General features: G+C 62.6%; 14 protein-coding genes and 1 pseudogene. 7 read left to right on the forward strand and 8 right to left on the reverse strand.

All coding sequences use genetic code 11. The annotated features are described in order from the left end of the window. Positions 1-65: 65 nt before the first annotated feature. Positions 66-951 (reverse strand): annotated as a pseudogene (locus E5Z01_RS15860) (transposase); the annotation flags it as partial. A gap of 143 nt (positions 952-1,094) precedes the next feature. Between E5Z01_RS15860 and E5Z01_RS15870 the strand changes: the two are divergent. Further along, entirely contained in the window at positions 1,095-1,745 is a 651-nt protein-coding gene (locus E5Z01_RS15870) for an IS630 family transposase (RefSeq protein ID WP_240738502.1), read from the forward strand. Positions 1,746-1,825: 80 nt separating this feature from the next. On the opposite strand, the gene chrA is transcribed toward E5Z01_RS15870, so the two are convergent. The 3 genes from chrA to E5Z01_RS15885 are packed head-to-tail and all read right to left on the reverse strand — an operon-like array spanning position 1,826 to position 4,855. After that, on the reverse strand, positions 1,826-3,034 hold the full coding sequence (gene chrA, locus E5Z01_RS15875) for a chromate efflux transporter (RefSeq protein WP_240738494.1): 1,209 nt from the start codon (positions 3,032-3,034) through the stop codon (positions 1,826-1,828). Next, a complete protein-coding gene (locus E5Z01_RS15880; RefSeq protein WP_135230254.1) occupies positions 3,012-3,950 on the reverse strand; it encodes a GNAT family N-acetyltransferase in 939 nt (312 codons plus the stop codon). The genes chrA and E5Z01_RS15880 overlap by 23 nt, the downstream gene beginning before the upstream one ends. Further along, the gene (locus tag E5Z01_RS15885; RefSeq protein ID WP_135230255.1) at positions 3,947-4,855 is read right to left on the reverse strand and encodes a GNAT family N-acetyltransferase; all 909 of its coding nucleotides are present in this window, start codon (positions 4,853-4,855) and stop codon (positions 3,947-3,949) included. The genes E5Z01_RS15880 and E5Z01_RS15885 overlap by 4 nt, the downstream gene beginning before the upstream one ends. A gap of 407 nt (positions 4,856-5,262) precedes the next feature. On the opposite strand from E5Z01_RS15885, the gene E5Z01_RS15890 reads away from it, so the two are divergent. The 3 genes from E5Z01_RS15890 (at position 5,263) to E5Z01_RS15900 (ending at position 10,467) form a co-directional block, all read left to right on the forward strand. Next, positions 5,263-6,540 carry a tetratricopeptide repeat protein gene (locus E5Z01_RS15890; RefSeq protein ID WP_135230256.1) on the forward strand — a complete coding sequence of 426 codons (1,278 nt, stop codon included), beginning with the start codon at positions 5,263-5,265 and terminating at the stop codon, positions 6,538-6,540. Beyond that, the gene (locus E5Z01_RS15895) at positions 6,537-8,087 is read left to right on the forward strand and encodes a hypothetical protein (protein WP_135230257.1); all 1,551 of its coding nucleotides are present in this window, start codon (positions 6,537-6,539) and stop codon (positions 8,085-8,087) included. The genes E5Z01_RS15890 and E5Z01_RS15895 overlap by 4 nt, the downstream gene beginning before the upstream one ends. A 118-nt stretch (positions 8,088-8,205) precedes the next feature. Then, positions 8,206-10,467, forward strand: a complete 2,262-nt coding sequence (locus E5Z01_RS15900; protein ID WP_135230258.1) for a beta strand repeat-containing protein — start codon at positions 8,206-8,208, stop codon at positions 10,465-10,467. Positions 10,468-10,610: 143 nt separating this feature from the next. Here E5Z01_RS15900 and E5Z01_RS15905 read toward each other — a convergent pair whose 3' ends face one another. The 3 genes from E5Z01_RS15905 to E5Z01_RS15915 form a co-directional block, all read right to left on the reverse strand. After that, entirely contained in the window at positions 10,611-10,916 is a 306-nt protein-coding gene (locus tag E5Z01_RS15905; protein WP_240738495.1) for a hypothetical protein, read from the reverse strand. Beyond that, positions 10,909-11,799, reverse strand: a complete 891-nt coding sequence (locus tag E5Z01_RS15910) for a carbon-nitrogen hydrolase family protein (RefSeq protein ID WP_135230259.1) — start codon at positions 11,797-11,799, stop codon at positions 10,909-10,911. Before E5Z01_RS15910 ends, E5Z01_RS15905 begins: the two co-directional genes overlap by 8 nt. Before the next feature lie 158 nt (positions 11,800-11,957). Further along, positions 11,958-12,422 carry a hypothetical protein gene (locus E5Z01_RS15915; protein WP_135230260.1) on the reverse strand — a complete coding sequence of 155 codons (465 nt, stop codon included), beginning with the start codon at positions 12,420-12,422 and terminating at the stop codon, positions 11,958-11,960. Positions 12,423-12,572: 150 nt separating this feature from the next. On the opposite strand from E5Z01_RS15915, the gene def reads away from it, so the two are divergent. The 3 genes from def to E5Z01_RS15930 are packed head-to-tail and all read left to right on the forward strand — an operon-like array spanning position 12,573 to position 14,801. Then, positions 12,573-13,208, forward strand: a complete 636-nt coding sequence (def, locus tag E5Z01_RS15920; RefSeq protein ID WP_240738503.1) for a peptide deformylase — start codon at positions 12,573-12,575, stop codon at positions 13,206-13,208. Then, positions 13,205-14,167: a methionyl-tRNA formyltransferase gene (fmt, locus tag E5Z01_RS15925; RefSeq protein ID WP_167757968.1), complete on the forward strand. Its 963-nt coding sequence runs from the start codon at positions 13,205-13,207 to the stop codon at positions 14,165-14,167. The genes def and fmt overlap by 4 nt, the downstream gene beginning before the upstream one ends. A 16-nt stretch (positions 14,168-14,183) precedes the next feature. Beyond that, a complete protein-coding gene (locus E5Z01_RS15930) occupies positions 14,184-14,801 on the forward strand; it encodes a hypothetical protein (protein ID WP_135230262.1) in 618 nt (205 codons plus the stop codon). A 99-nt stretch (positions 14,802-14,900) separates the two neighbouring features. Here E5Z01_RS15930 and E5Z01_RS15935 read toward each other — a convergent pair whose 3' ends face one another. Continuing rightward, positions 14,901-15,617 carry a hypothetical protein gene (locus tag E5Z01_RS15935; RefSeq protein WP_135230263.1) on the reverse strand — a complete coding sequence of 239 codons (717 nt, stop codon included), beginning with the start codon at positions 15,615-15,617 and terminating at the stop codon, positions 14,901-14,903. Positions 15,618-15,652 lie beyond the last annotated feature (35 nt).

Below are 15,652 nucleotides of genomic sequence, written 5' to 3' on the forward strand. Positions count from 1 at the left end.
CTTGCGCAGTAAGGCGATAGGAGGGGGAAGGCAGGACAAATCCTGCCTTCCCCCTGTTTAGTCGTTCAGGCCATCTGAGTTTGCTGCTGTGCTTTCCAGCGTAAGTTCACTAATCCAGCGACACAGCCCCAAATCAGTCCATGATGTTTGTCCCTGTTGCGGAAAAATTCCTTACAGGAGCGGAACTTTTTTATCCGACAGATCGCATTTTCGGCTGCAATTCTGACCTTTGAGATCTGACGGTTCAGCTCTCGTTCCTCAGTTGTCAGGTCCCCTCCCTTAGGCCGTTTTTTGGGGACGATCGTTTCATGCTCTGGATAGATCTTGTCTAACCCCGTATACCCACGGTCGCCCCATAGGCGAACGCCCGGATGTACATGCTTGACCAGCCGAGATTTCCGTAACAGCTTCATGTCGTGGACGCGACCGCGAGCGGTCGCACTCAGGTGCATGATCTCTCCTTCTGGTGTCACCGCAACCTGCACCTTGAGCGTGTGGGTTCCCTTTTTCACGCTGTAATACCGCTTCTCATCTTTGGGTCTCCCCACCGGCTTCTGGCTCGGCGTCTTCACCTTTTTGACTTTGGGCTGCCCACGAGGTTGTTCTGTTCCATCCACGATTAAGTCCGTCAGTTCAGGGAAAACTTCCAGAAACTCCTCGATGGAACGGATCTTTCGCGGTTTCTTCGTTCCCTTTTTAGGCAACTCATCTGGCTTGGTCTGAAGGGTACGGGGTCGACGGGGAGCAGGCAGAGCCTGCTCTAGGAGGGGCAGATAGGTATGAATGTTGCGGCAGATGTTGGCTTCGTCCAGGTCGAAGAGAATGCCTAAAACATGCATCGTGAAGGTACTGGCGGAGATAGAGCAGCGTGCAGAGCAGGCGTTCTTCACCTTGGAGCTTGAACTGGTTTCCACCGCCAACCGCTCGGATGCGTGTCGGCCTCAGGAGAGAAGCCTAAAGCGGAGTATTCGTCTGCTGGCAGACAAAGCGGTCGAACTCCAGCTTGTTGAGGGCATTGCGCCGTCAACGGTGTTCTACATGTTGAAAAAAACGAAGTCCAGCCGCACCGCAAAAAGCAGTGGTGCATCGCGCAACTGACCGCGCGATTTCTGTGCGAGATGGAACGGGTGCTGGACGTGTACATGCGACCCTATGACGAGCAGAATCCCGTGTTGTGCTTCGATGAACAGCCCTGCTTTCTGATCGGCGACAAACTGGCCCCGGTTCCCATGGAACCGGGTAAGGTCGCCAGGCAAGACTACGAGTATCAGCGTTTCGGGAGTGCCGTCGTGCTCCTGGCCGTTGAACCGCTGACCGGGCGACGCTTCGTCAAAGTTTGTGCCCGCAGAACAGCGGAAGAGTACACCGAATTCATGCAGGAACTGGAACGAGCCTATCCGCAGGCGGCACGCATCACCCTCGTTCAGGACAATCTGAACACTCATCATGGCTCCAGTTTTTACAAGTGGTTGCCGCCAGAAGCCGCTCACCGACTGGTGAACCGCTTCGAATGGATCTATACCCCAAAGCATGCCTCATGGCTGAATATGGCCGAGCTTGAATTCAGTGCGCTTCAACGACAATGCCTGAAGCGGCGTATTCCTACCCTCGAACGACTTCGGGACGAAGTTGAATGCTGGGTGAGCGCCCGAAATGCAGCGGGGGTAAAGATCAATTGGCAATTCTCGACCCAGGATGCCCGTCGCAGCTTTGGTAGGCACTATCAAGCTATCCGAATTAATTGAACGCTGTACTAGCTGCTCTGGGCCTTACTGCGCAATAGGTCTTGAGTCAAGCTGTCCTTTTTGCCGCTCAGTACTTAACCCTAGCCACTTACCGCACCCACCACCGCGCACGCCACCACCACGGCCCACGCGGGAGCCTTTCCGGCCGTCAGCGCGGCGTAGGCCACCAGCGCCAGCGCGAGTTGTGGCGCAGTGTGAATGGCCGACGTGAACACCGGGTCGTACAGGGCGGCCAATAGCAGCCCCACCACGCCAGCATTGAGCCCGGTGAGGGCGCGGCGTGTGTCGGGGCGCCCGGACAGGGCCGACCAGAAGGGGAGAGCGCCGATCATCAGCAGGAGGCCCGGCAGGAAAATCATCACCGTGGCCAGTAGGGCTCCCAGCAGGGGACTGAAACTTGTTTGTGCGGCCCCCAGATACGAGGCGAAGGTGAAGAGCGGCCCCGGCACGGCGTTCGCGGCCCCGTACCCGGCGATGAACGTGTCGGCGCTCAGGAACTGCGGAACGAACCCGGCCTGCAAAAGCGGCAGCACCACGTGTCCCCCGCCGAACACCAGGGCCCCGGCGCGGTAGACCGTGTCGGCCAGGGCGAATTCGGCTCCCAGAGGACGCAGTAGAGGAAGGCCCAGCAGCAGCACGCCGAAGGTCACCAGCAGCATCAGCCCGCTCCGGCGTGAAATTCCGGCTTGCAGGCCAGCCGTCTTCGCTGTGCCGGCTGCGGGAAGAAATCGCCATCCGGTGACTCCGCACAGCACCAGGGCCAGCACCTGCGCCCACGCGCCCGGCCACACCAGCAGGAACGCCGCCGTTCCCAGCGCCAGCGCGGTTTTGACTCGGCCCGGCTCGCCTTCCGCGCTCACCAGGGTGTGCCACATGCCGGCCACCGCCTGCGCCACCACCGCCACCGCCGCGATCTTCAGACCAGTCAACCAGCCCGCGTTGCCCACATCGCCCAGGCGCGTGACCAGCAGCGCAAACGCCACCATCAGCAGCACACTGGGCAGCGTGAAACCCGTCCACGCCGCCAAAGCCCCCGGCCAGCCGCCCAGCATGAAGCCGGTGGCGAACCCCACCTGACTGCTGGCCGGGCCGGGCAGGAACTGCGCCAGCGCCACCGTGTCCGCGTACTGCTCGTCCGAAAGCCACTTGCGGCGCTCGACGAACTCCGCGCGGTAGAACCCCAGGTGCGCCACCGGGCCGCCAAAGGAGGTCAGGCCCAGTTTCAGGAAGGTCGTGAAAAGGTCAGCGACGGGAACGCGCACGCCCTCAGGGTAAGGGGTTTTCGTCAAGCCGGCGTGCTCCCAACCAGCGTTCCCAGGTCACCCACATCGGCTCGGCCAGGTAGCCCAGGCGGGTATTCACACGCAACATGGGCAGGTTCAGCACGGTGCCGCCCGTTGCGGCGTGCGTGTAGCCGCTGTTCTTTGCCCAGTGCAGCGCGTGCGCTTTGAGCAGGGTCGCCAGTCCTCTGGAGCGGTGAGCCGGGTGCGTGGCCGTGAATTCACTCTCGACTTCCGGCCCCCGCCCCTTGCGGTTCCCCAGGGTCAGGCGCGTCAGGGCCACGATTTCCTGCTTATGCCGCACGACGAAGGCCCTTTCCTCTCGTTGAATCATGCTTCGCAGACCCTTCAGATCAAGCTGATCCGGCGTCGTGGTGGGGTTGCGCGGCATGGCCCGTTCACCCTGCCGGTGAAGCTGATAAAGGGCGGCCCACTCGCTTTCCGGGGCCTCATTGTCCCACCGCTCGACCTCATACCCTTGCAGAAAAAGCTGTTCGTCCAGGGCGCGGAACCGCTCGAAATCGAAGGCCCTCAGATTCAGGTGTGCGCCCCAGGACTGCCAGGCGTGGCGGAACCCCGCCGCGTGAAAAAACGCCATCTGCTCGCTGAAGTCCTCGCGGGCGACCCCCAGCAGGCGCGTGAACCCAGCGGGCAGATCGGCCAGCAGCGCCAGAAAAAGCGGCGTGAACAGCCGCCTGTCTCCGGCCAGGTCGAGGCGCAGGGCATCCGGTGCCCCTTCACCGAAAGGCGAGAGCCGGGCAGTCGCCAGGAGTTCACCGTTCTGAACGGCCACCAGTCGCCGCCTGTGCGGGTCTTCGCTTTCCCGGAATTGCTCTGCACCATACACCCACTGACCGCGCACGCTTTCGGTCACCAGTCTCGCCACCTCCTGCGCGTCGGCATGCTGGAAGGGGCGCACTTTCACGCTTCAAGCTCCCAGGCGATCCAGTCCGGTTCGATGTTGGCCCCCAGACGGCGCAGCACGCCCAGGTAGGCGGCGTCACGCTGGCTGCCGGCGGTATTCAGGAAAGTGATGCCTTGACTTTGCAGGGTGCGGGCCACCTGGGCCAGCAGGGCAGTGGCCAGGCCGCGCCGGCGGTGCTGCGGGTGAACGATAAGTACGGCATTCCAGGCGTCCAGACGGCCCTTTTCCGGCAGCGCCAGCCCCACCAGCGTTTCGCCGTGCCAGGCCAGCCAGGCGGCGTTCCACAGGGCGTCCCCGTCCGCCAGGGTGTCGCTGGCCTCAGGAATGGTGGGCGCGGCGCTGATTTTGTCATTCCGGGTCAGATCGTACAGCGCCTGAAGCCGGGGATCGTCCTGAAACTTCTGGGCGGGCGTCAGGGTGTAGCCCCGTTCCTGAAGCGAAGTGTCCAGCTGGCGGGTGCTGGCCTGCCAGGTGTTGAGGTGAAACCCGCCGCCGAAGGTGCGGTGAACCTCGCGGAAACCCAGCGCGCTCAGGTCGGGCAGGTGAGGCAGGTAATCTTCCCGGACGCTGAGCCACAAGTGCGGGCGCCCGGCCGCGCGGGCGGCTTCCTGCTGGGAGATCAGCAGCTGCCGCGCGGTGTCGTCGGCCAGGTGATCGGGGTGTAGAGAGAGGCTCACCCAGGCGTGTGTGGGGTGAAAGTCCGGCAGCCACAGCGAGGCCAACCCGATGATCCAACCCGCCGTTTCACTGATGACATAACCGTGCCCGGCCTTGCTGAAGGTCTGGGCCAGTTGCTCGGCGGTGCGTCTGAAGTGCGGTTCCTGGGTGGCGTTGTGCAGCAGGGCGGCCAGATAGGCGTCCCTCGCCTCGGCGGTTCGGATGGCGGGTGCGGCGAGGTGGGTCATGCCGTCATCTTGCCGTGGAGACAAGCAAAAGGCGAATGGGCCCACTAGGCCAGATGGCTTAAGCGGAGTATGCATTTGTGCCCAGGTTTCACTTGATGTCACCAGGCGCCGAAATGGATCGATCTCCCTTCTCATAATCAAGTCATATTCACAGAAGGCTTGACAGGATTACGTATCGGGCGTATTCTGTTTTTACCGGAATGAGGATGCCGTTGGTGCAACCGCAGGTCAGACCGGAGAGACCATTCGACAGATCTTCCCTGAAAGGCCCTGGACGTTTCCACGGGCCTTTCTCCCTTTGTTTCCTCACTTCCCAATCCTTCATTAATGTGAGAAAGGGTGCATTTGCGCGTGATGGTCACATAATGAAACGAAGTCACGACGTTTCAAGCCATGGGAAGGTCTGTGTGAACAGCGCAGTGGCAACATCAAAACCACCCCCGGTTCTGACGGTTCAACTCGTCAAGGACACCTTCACGCTGTGCCTGGCCCACGAACCGCTGGCCCTGCCTCACAAGTGGGTGATCTTCTACACGCTGCTGGCCGTCAACCACAACCGACACATCAGCACCGACGAGGTGTGCGACCACCACCCCTGGAGCCGCCTGACCCCCGACATCGCCGGGCGTGACCTGTGGCGCTTTACCCGCAAGCACGAGGAGCGCTACTTCGGGCGGCGTGTCACCCACAGCCCTACCCGCCAGGCCACCAAACTCTTCACGCTGCTGCCCGAAGTCACCGCCCACCTGACTTTTTACCCGGATCAGGCCACGGTGTCCGATCACCTGCGGTCGCTGCGGCAACACCGTAATCAGGTGGCCATGCAGCTCAGCGAATGCACCCTGCTGCTGCAGGGCGGGCTGATCAGCCAGGCCCTGGGGCGCCTGCAACACCTGAGAACCCAGCCGCTGAACATCAACGACCTGGCCCACACCGAAACCCTGATCACCATGTGCCTGCACGAGTTGCACGGCGCAGAGGGCACCGCTGGGCAGGTGCCGGTGCTGCAACACCTGCTGCGGGCCAGCGGCCTGAACCGCCTCAACCGCGCCCGCCTGCTGATTCGCCTGGCCCGCCAGGCCACCCTCAGCGCCCAGTACGCCGAGGCCCACGGGTACTTCGAGCAGTTGCGTCAGGCGCTGCTGCCCGAAGACGGCGTCGAGTACTGCTGGTACCACGTGAATTACGGCCTGTACCTGCGCCGCACCGGGCACCTGCAGGAAGCCATGCACCACCAGCGCCTGGCCCACGACACCGCTCAGATCGCGCAGTGGTGGCACGGCGTGTTCGCCGCCAGCTATAACATGGCCATGATGCATCTGAGCGCCCACGAGCAGGCCCCCCCTGCCGGCAAACCCCGGCACCTGACGCAGGCCTTCGACTGGGCCATGCGGGCCTACTCCACCGCCGTCCTGACCCGGCAACCCGTGGCGCTGGCCGACACGTCGGTGCTGCTGGGGCTGATCGAGGGACGGCGCGGGCACCTGCCCGAAGCCCGCCACTGGTTGCGGCATTCGCAGTACCGCCTGCCCGATACCGGGGAACACTACCCCAGCGATCAGGTGGTCTACGCCGAGCTGGCCCGCATCGAGAGCACTGCCGGGAATCACTTCCTGGCCCAGTGGGCCAGCGAGACCGCCGAGCGGCATGAGGCCCTTCACCCCTTCCCGGACGTGACCCCATGAACGCCCCGGATTTGCACCTCTACCTGTTTGGTTCCCCTGCCCTGCGCCGTGCCAGTGACCAGCAAATCGTCCCCTGCACCACCAACGCACTGCGCCTGCTGGCAGTACTGGCCCTGGACGGCCCACAATCCCGGCTGAACGTGGCTGACCTGCTCTGGGACGCCCCGACCAGCCGCGCCCTGCACAACCTGCGCATGACTCTGTATCAACTGAGGCGCACCCTGGCCGAACACGTCAGTGTTCTGCAAGAGAATGGTGGTCTGCTGGCCCTTGACCTGCAATACGTCCAGGTGGATGCCCGGCACGGCGCGCAGGCCAGTGCGTTCGGACGCCCGGAATTTATGGCCGGGCACCGCACACGCGGCAGTGAACGCTGGCTGGAATGGGCCAATCAACACGAAGAAAAACTACAAAAATACATGCCCGAACCAGTCCCGACACCACAGATTGATCTCGCTCTGACACAGGCCATCCCAACAGGAGTGCCCAGGAGCCAGCTCACGCCTGCTTTGTCCATCTCCGTCCCCCCAACCCAACAGGGCCAAGCCACCACACCGCGACCCACTTCAACTTCCTCAACAGGTTCAGGTCGGGGCCGCCCCGGCAGTCTCTCCCTGCTCTACGCTCTGGACGCCGCTGCTGAAATGGACTCAGGGCAGTACCACGTGGCGGCTCAAGCGGCCCAGTACGCCCTGAACCTCTGCCCCACCGGCGAAGGAGCGGCCCTGGCGCACGACACCCTGGCCTATATTGCTCTGGATAACGACGAATTCCAGGCGGCCATCCAGCACGTCAAGCAGGGCTTCCAGGCTCACACCGACCCGCCCTGGGAACTGTTTTACACCGCCGCCAGCCTGGCGGACATGCAAGGCCAGTACGCTCGCGCTGAACAACTGACCATGCAAGGACTCAAAGTTCTCCGGCCGCACTCCTCACCCGCGCTGTTGCAAGCCGTGACCGCCAGCACCTACGACACTCGCGGGGATTTTGTAACGGCTCGCCGCTGGCACGAATGGGCACTGGAATCCGCTCGTCACTGGCCCCGCCCACAGCAACACTGCGGTGTCGTGACCTTCTACTTATGGCACCTCAATGCCACCCAGGACATCACCCGTACCCATGCACTGGGCCTGGAGGCCCTTGACCTGGGGCAATTCACCATGACTCCCTACGTTCATAACTCACTGGGAACCGCTGCGCTGCTGCGCCACGAACCCGAACTGGCCCTTCAGCACCTGTCGCCACAAACGCACCACACTGGCACCGTTCAGATCATTGCCCTGACCAAGAGCGCCCTGGCCTACCACGCCCTCGGTGCAAGCGAGCAGGCGCACGCCTGCCTGAGCGCCAGCGAACCCCTGGCTGCCCATAATGAAGATGGACGCGCTCACTATGAATGGGCCGTAGCAGCACTCACCATAGGTCACCACGAGTACCTGTCCCGCGCCACCCGTATGGTACAAGGCCAGGTCACCAACGACTCTGTGCTGGTGAAACGCTACCACCGCTTGGTACAAGACCTGCAACAACCCCGCCGTCTAAATTGACGCCCTGTATTGACGCTGAATTGACGCTTCATTCTTCACACTCTGCTCACCTTCAAAGCACGGGCGGGCGTTCAAACCCTCCGTTCGTCCGCACTTTGAAGGCAGAGGGAGGTTCACCATGAGTATCAAGGCAACCGTCGGATTCGTTCTTCCTACCCTGGCCCTGATCCTTTCCGCCTGCGACGGTGGTAGGAGCGGCCCGGTGGACACCAGCACCAAAGTCACCACCCTGACCGACAGCGGCGCGGGCAGTCTGCGGCAAATCCTGACCGATGCCAAGGGCGGGGACACCATCAAGTTCAGCACCACTGGAACTGTAATGCTGGCCAGTCCACTCACCACCAGCAAGAATGTCACCATCGACGCGACTGGCGTGACCTTCGACGCTGCCGGAAAAAGCCGCGTGCTGGAAATCCCCGCAGGCGTAGCTGTCACCCTCAAGGGTGGCACCTTGAAAGGCGGTGTCGGCCAGGTCATCACAGCCAACGTGGCCAGCCTGAGCGGGCGTTCCGGGGCGATGAGTCTGGAGGGTGGCTCGGGAGTAAGAATGTCGGCCCAGGCTGAAACTGAAACTTACGGCGGCATCATCGTGAACAAAGGTGCCCTCACGCTCGACAGCGTGACCGTCACGGGCGGAAAAGCCGACTTTGGCGGTGGAATCGCCAATGCCAAAGGCGCGACGCTTGGCCTTACCGGAACAACCAAAGTCACCGAGAATACTGCGGCCTTGTCAGGAGGCGGAATCGCCAATAAAGGTTCCATTACCATCACAGGTGGGAGCGTCAGTGGGAATACCTCCTACTACAGCGGGGCGGGCATTGTGGGGGATATCGGCAGCACCCTCACCATGAGCAGCGGGAACATTGACAGCAACACCTGCACGTACCCCGTAACGGTAGCCACTGACAATTCCGTGAGCGGCTGTGCGGGGGGCGGCATTTACAGCAATGGCGACGTGACCATTTCCGGTGGCAGCTTCAGCGGAAACAAAGTGTCTTACTTTGGCGGTGGCGTGACGGTTCAGGTCACCACGGACGCCAACAAGAATCCGGTAATCCCTAAACTGACCATTTCCGGTGGTACTTTCGAGAACAACAAAGTGACTGATGAAACACGGGGCAGTGGGGGGGGCATCTGGAGCAGCGGCCCACTGACCTTGACGGGCGGCATGGTGAAGGGGAATACCGCCCCATACGGCGGTGGACTGGGCTTATACGGTGAAGCCACAGTTACGGGCGGCACTATTCAGGGCAATACGGCCAAGGTGAGTGGCGGGGGGATCGAGGCCTTCACCTCGTCTACGGCGACCACCATTCGCACCCTGAACCTCGGCGGCAGCGCCAGCGTGATCGGGAATACGGCAAGCGACAACAGCGGCGGTATTGCCGTGAGCCGCAGCAAACTGGTCATGGCCGGTGGTACAGTCAGCAACAATACTGCCGTGAACACCGGGGGTGGTCTAGTTATCGGCGGTGGCTCCAGCAGCGTTATTCAGGGCGGCGTCATCAGCGGTAACAAGGTCACGGGTGAAGCCGATGGCGGCGGTGGCGTGCGCGTGCATTCAACCGCTACACTCAGCATTTCCGGCGGGGAGATCAGCGGTAATACAGCAATTCGTAACGGTGGCGGTGTCACTATTGGCGGGAAAGTAACCATGACCGGGGGCAGCATTACCGGAAACACGGTCACGGGAACCGATACCACGAAAGGACAGGGCCGGGGCGGTGGAGTTCACATGTACTCGAATGCCACGTTTAACGCCAGTGGTGGAAGTATCAGTGGCAATACCGCCGCATTGCAGGCGGGCGGCGTGACCATCGGCGGTGCCTTCGTGGATGACAAGGGCGTGATTGTTCCAGCATCGAAATTCACGCTGTCCGGCGCGAAAATCGAGAATAACAAAGTCACGACAGGCAGTGGCGGCGCAGTGTACGTCAGCGGAATTTTTGATATGACCAGTGGAAGTATCAGCGGAAATACAGCGAGTGGAACGGAAAGCGGGCAGGGCCGGGGCGGAGGCGTACGAATCGGGAACACCGGGACGTTCACGGCCAGTGGCGGCACAATAGCCAGCAACACCGCCGAGGTGCAGGGCGGAGGCATTTACGTGAACAACTCCTACGTGGATGACAAGGGCGTGACCATTCCAGGCGGGACGCTGAATTTGGCGGGCGCAACCATCACTGGGAACAAGGCGACAACAGGCTCAGGTGGGGGTGTTGCCAACGGGGGCACGTTTACCCTGCAAAGCGGCAGCGTCACTACCAACACTTCCGCGAATAAGGGAGGGGGAGTGCGGAACTTCAAGGACGCCATCTTCAAGCAAACGGGCGGCACCGTCACGGGCAACACACCCGATCAGATTCAGACCGATCAGTAGTTCACCTTTTACCGGGTCAGTGGCCGTCGGGTGCGGTTCACTGGCCCGGTTTCATGTCGCGCCACAGCCAGGATTCGCTGTACGTCTGCCCACTATGTTGCACTGCGTCCGGCTGCGTGCCCCAGAACGTAAAGCTGTGCCGTTCATAGAGCCTCCGGGCGCTGTGCTGGGTTTCCACCACCGCCAGGAGCAGGCTGGTCAGTCCCTCCCAGACTTCGGCGTGTTTCGCGTGCCAGCGAGAGAATGCCGACCAGTTGACCACCTAAGAATGCGCCGAAAGTCACGTTCTGCTCAGTGGGGCTGATCTGCGCGGCAATGCCTTCTGTGTCACGGGCAGCAAACTCGGCGGCCGTGGTCACGAAGGCCACCGGGTCACTGTTCAAGACCGTGTGACGCACCACGCGGTAACTTTCCACGTCCTGAGCGGTCAGGATGCGAACTTCAATCAAGGGTCACTACCTTTGCGGGTGTCACTCTTGACTGCCCGATGTGCCGGTCACGCCAGTTCAGGACGTGCCCATCCGCACGAACGTTGCGGATCAGCATGAAATCGAGGTCTTGCACCAGCCACGCCGCTTCCATCCACCCGGCCTCCGCCACGATTCCCGTGTCCGGCAGGCCGTGATCGGCAGGCGAGTAGATGCCTGCCTGCCCCACGGCGTCCTCCACGGCGTATGTCCACGGAGCGTCGGCCAGCAGGGGCGCGTGCAGGGCGTAACACTGGTTTTCCAGGGCGCGGGCCATGCTGCCCACCCGCACCCGCGTGAAACCGGCTCGCGACCCGGTAAAGGACGGCACCACCAGCAGTTCCGCCCCGCCTTCCGCCAGGGCGCGGCCCAGGTGCGGGAATTCACTGTCGTAGCAGATAGCCACGCCGAACTGGACGCCCTGCGACTGAAAGACCTTCACGCCGTTGCCAGGACTGATCAGCCACTCTTCGTCCTCGAAGCGGGTCATGAGCAGCTTGTCCTGAAAATCACTCGCGCCGCTGGGGCTGAACACGTAGGCCCGGTTCACGAAGCCGTCGGCGTGCGCTACGGGGTAACTGCCGGCCACGATCGTTACGCCGAAGTCACGCGCCAGCTGCTCGTGCAGGGCCACAAAGTCCGGCAGAAAGCGCTGCAATTCAGGACGCATGCCCAGCACGTCATGGTGCAGTTCCGGGGGCAGCAGGCTGATCAGTTCCAGCGGCGCATACTCCGGAAACACCAGCAGATGCGCCCCCAGCCGCGCCGCGTCCGCCACCCAGCGCGAGAGTTTTGCCTGGTAGTCTTCCCAGGAGTTCAGGAAATCGACGGGGTAAGCCGCGGCGGCCACGCGAAGCACAGACATCCTTGCAGTATGCCGGACGCCCGGCCCACCGCCATCCGCCGTTTAGCTCAGTGTTGCGGCTGATACGGGTTCCGTCTGTTTAGTTTGGCAAACTCCACGCCCGGAACCCGCCCAGCTCGGATTGAATCGTTGACGAAGTGATTCAACCCAAGCCCATCTCAGTGCGTGGTTTTCTTCCAGTCGGCGATGAAGTCGGCCACCAGTTCGTCGGCCAGGTCGGCCGCCTCCAGGCTGCCGCCGCCCACATCGAGTCCGCCGATAAACAGGTCACTCCACAGGGTCACTTCCTTGTAGTTGCCCTCCTTGCTGAGCCACCCTTCCAGGCTCGCCTGGTAAATATCGCCGTCATCCGTTGTGAAGAAAGAGAAAAACAGGTTCACCTGCCGGTTTGCCGTCAGGCCTTTTGGGCCGCACTCGCCGGGCGCCACCGCAATGTTGGCTTTCTTCAGGGCCGCTTCCAGACGGGTGATCAGTTTGCCGCGCACCGCCTCATTTTCCTTGCCTTTTTCCTCGAAGCTGGCGTTCACGCACACGTTCCTGAAACCCTTCAGGTTCTCGGCGGTGCGGGTTGCGCCGGCACTGGACACGGCCAGAATGGACAGCAGAATGGTCATTTTCTTCATGGGAAACCTCCAGTCGGGGGCGGTGGGCCGGCGTACTGTGGGCAGTGTACCCGGAGGTTTTGCCCAACCTCGCTTAAAATGACAGGCATTGTGACCACGCCCGACCTTCCAGCTTCAGAGACCTTCGGCGGGAAACCCCGCATTTACCCCATGCGCCTGTACGGCGACCCGATCCTGCGCCGCAAGGCCAGACCCCTGGCGCACACCGACACCCTGACCGTGCCGGGGTTCGAGGCGCAGACGGTGCGCGAGGTGGCGAACACCATGCTGGAAACCATGTTCGAGCAGCGCGGCGTGGGCCTGGCCGCCCCGCAGATCGGGCTGCCGGTGCGGCTGTTCGTGGCGGTGGAGTACGAGGACGACGAGGAAGAAAACGAGGGCCAGGACGACGCCCCCCTGCGCTCGCGGGTGCTGCGCGAGTACGTGATGCTGAACCCGGTCATCAAGGCCATCAACAAGAAGAAAGACAAGTCGTACCAGGAGGGCTGCCTGAGCATCCCCGGCATCTACGAGGAAGGCGTGCCGCGCACCCGCCAGATCAGCATTTCCTACACCGACCTGGAAGGCGTGCACCGAACCATGGAGGCCGAGGACTACCTGGCCCGCGTGTTCCAGCACGAAACCGACCACCTGGACGGCAAGCTGTTCCTGGATCACCTGCCCGCCGAGGTCACTGACGAGCACCGCCGCGACCTCCTGAAAATTCAGCAGGCCAGCAAGAATTTCCTGGCGAACCTCAGCGCCTGGGAGAAAGAAAAACACAGGCACGTCCGGGAGAACCTTTGACCGCTCCCAGGTTCGCTTTGCCCAGGGTGGCCTTCTTCGGTTCCCCCGCCTTCGCGGTGCCGGTGCTGGACGCCATCCGGGCCGAGTTCGAGGTGGTGCTGGTGGTCGCGCAACCGGACAAGCCGGTGGGGCGCGGGCTGAAGTTGACGCCCCCAGCCGTCGCGGCGCGGGCCGCTGAACTGGGGCTTGCGCTGGCCCAGCCCACCAGACTGCGCCGCAACGAGGCTTTTGCCCGGCAGTTGCGGGAGTCCGGGGCGGAGGTGGCGGTGACGTGCGCCTACGGGAAAATCCTGCCCGGCAGCGTGCTGAGCATCCCGCGTTACGGTTTCTTGAACACGCACACCAGCCTGCTGCCGAAATACCGGGGCGCCGCCCCCATCCAGTGGGCCTTGATCGAAGGGGAGACGGTCACGGGCACCACCATCATGCAGACCGACGAGGGCATGGACACCGGCCCCATCCTGCTGCAAGAAGAGTTGCCTGTTCCTGCCGAATGGACGAGCCTGGAACTCTCGGACGCGCTGAGCGCTCAGGCCGCCCGCCTGATCGTGCGGGCCCTGCATGGGCTAGGCAGCCTGACCCCGCGCCCGCAGGATGACCGCGCAGCCACGCACGCCGGCATGCTGGACAAGGAACACGGCTTCGTGCGCTGGACGGACACCGCCGCGCAGGTCGTGAACCGTTACCGGGGGGTGGCCGCCTGGCCCCAGACCACCGCGTTCCTGAACGGCGCACGGTTGAAACTGAACGGGCTGAGCCTGACAGAAGGCCACGGGCCACCCGGCGAGGTGCTGCGCGTGGACGGCGCGGGCCTGACCGTCGCCTGCGGTGTGGGCGCAGTTCACATTAGAACGGTGCAACCGGAAGCGAAAAAGCCCCAGCCTGCCCAGGTGTGGGCACCGGCTGCGGGTGTGCACCCCGGCACGCGTTTCGATCTCTGGGAACCAGCCGCCTCCTGATCCCGTACCCTGAAGCGTGGATAACCTGCGCTTTCCGCTCACCCTGGAATTCAAGTTCAGCCTGTTTACCGAACTGCAAGTGCACGACGCAAACGGGCAACTCCTCGCCTACGTGCGCGAGAAGACCTTCAGTGTCCGCGACGAAGTGAAGGTCTTTACCGATGCCAGCCGCCAGGTGCAGACGCACGGCATGCGGGCGCAGGGCTTTATGGCAGGTGCGCTCGACTGGAAAGCCAAACGCCTGATTCGCCGTAGTGACGGCACGGAAATCGGCGCTTTGCAGGCACAGGGCATGAAAACCCTGTGGGGAGCCAGCTACGAACTCCTCGCCCCTAACGGGCAGCCACTGTTCACCATCAAGGACGACCACCCGTGGCTGGGCGTCATCGAGGGCCTGATCGGCGCGGTGCCGTTCGTGGGCGATCTGGTGGCAATGGGGTTCGATTACCTCGTGAACCCGACCTACACCGTCACGGACGCGGGCGGGCAGGCGGCGTACCGCGTGTTCAAGAAACGCAGTCTGTTCTCCCGCCGCTTCAAAGTCGAGGAACTGACCCCCCGCTCCCCCCAGAACGACGAACTGGTGCTGATGGGCCTGATCCAGCTGGTGCTCAGGGAAAGGGAACGCGGGTAAGCCAGGGGCAACAGCAACCTGCGGGCCGATGTGGGGCCAGACACCGCAGTGGGCGGGCAAACGTTCGCGCTGGCCCGCCCACTCCTCAGCCCGTGAGGTTCACTGCTCGGCGACCAGCAGCACCGCTTTGCCGTCGTGGTTCGCGGTGGTTTCGGCTGCGGTGTCCAGCATGTTCTTCAAATCCACGTAACCGGCGCGTTTAAAGCTGGTTTTTGCCGTCAGTTGCTCGGCCAGATCCTCACGGGTCGTGACGAAACTGTTGTACGTGTGACGTGGTTTTGGCAGCAGCTTGAAATCCTCGCGGCTGAAAGCCCCGGTGAACACGAACCCGCCCGCCACCTTCGCCGGGCCGAACATCCGTCCGTGGTTATTCGAGCGGTACCAGGGCGCGTCACTGAACGCCAGCCCTTTCCCGTTCGCGGGTTGCTGGGTATACAGCCGCCCGTTGATCCAGCCAGAATACCCGTCACTGTGCATGTTCTTCGGGCCGTACCCGGCCTTCTCCATGGCGTCCAGCAGGCGCGAGGTGGCTTCCTCGGGCGTTTTCGCCGCCCTGTCCAGCACGATGACGTTGATGGGTTCACGTAAGGTGCGCCCGCCCAGGCTTTCGCCCAGCCAGGTGGCGTTCTCCAGGGATTTGGTGATCATCCACATGCCGATATCGCCGACCTCGGGCACACTTTTGAACACGTCTGCGGGCGCAATCTGGTATGCGGCCGGGTCACGTTGCGGCCCCGTTTCATTCGCCGGAGCGCACGCCGTGAAACCCAACGCAGAAACCACCAGAACAGCCCACCAGGGTTGCTTTACCTTCATGACTTGACCTCCGATGGTTCCAAGGTACAACAGCA

Source organism: Deinococcus fonticola, from assembly GCF_004634215.1.
Lineage (GTDB): Bacteria > Deinococcota > Deinococci > Deinococcales > Deinococcaceae > Deinococcus > Deinococcus fonticola.

Bases quoted from the DNA above. Each gene is read 5' to 3' on its own strand.
- E5Z01_RS15895 (WP_135230257.1), top strand. From the start codon at position 6,537: ATGAACGCCCCGGATTTGCACCTCTACCTGTTTGGTTCCCCTGCCCTG.
- E5Z01_RS15915 (WP_135230260.1), bottom strand. From the start codon at position 12,422: ATGAAGAAAATGACCATTCTGCTGTCCATTCTGGCCGTGTCCAGTGCC.
- E5Z01_RS15935 (WP_135230263.1), bottom strand. From the start codon at position 15,617: ATGAAGGTAAAGCAACCCTGGTGGGCTGTTCTGGTGGTTTCTGCGTTG.
- E5Z01_RS15885 (WP_135230255.1), bottom strand. From the start codon at position 4,855: ATGACCCACCTCGCCGCACCCGCCATCCGAACCGCCGAGGCGAGGGAC.
- E5Z01_RS15910 (WP_135230259.1), bottom strand. From the start codon at position 11,799: ATGTCTGTGCTTCGCGTGGCCGCCGCGGCTTACCCCGTCGATTTCCTG.
- E5Z01_RS15900 (WP_135230258.1), top strand. From the start codon at position 8,206: ATGAGTATCAAGGCAACCGTCGGATTCGTTCTTCCTACCCTGGCCCTG.
- def (WP_240738503.1), top strand. From the start codon at position 12,573: ATGCGCCTGTACGGCGACCCGATCCTGCGCCGCAAGGCCAGACCCCTG.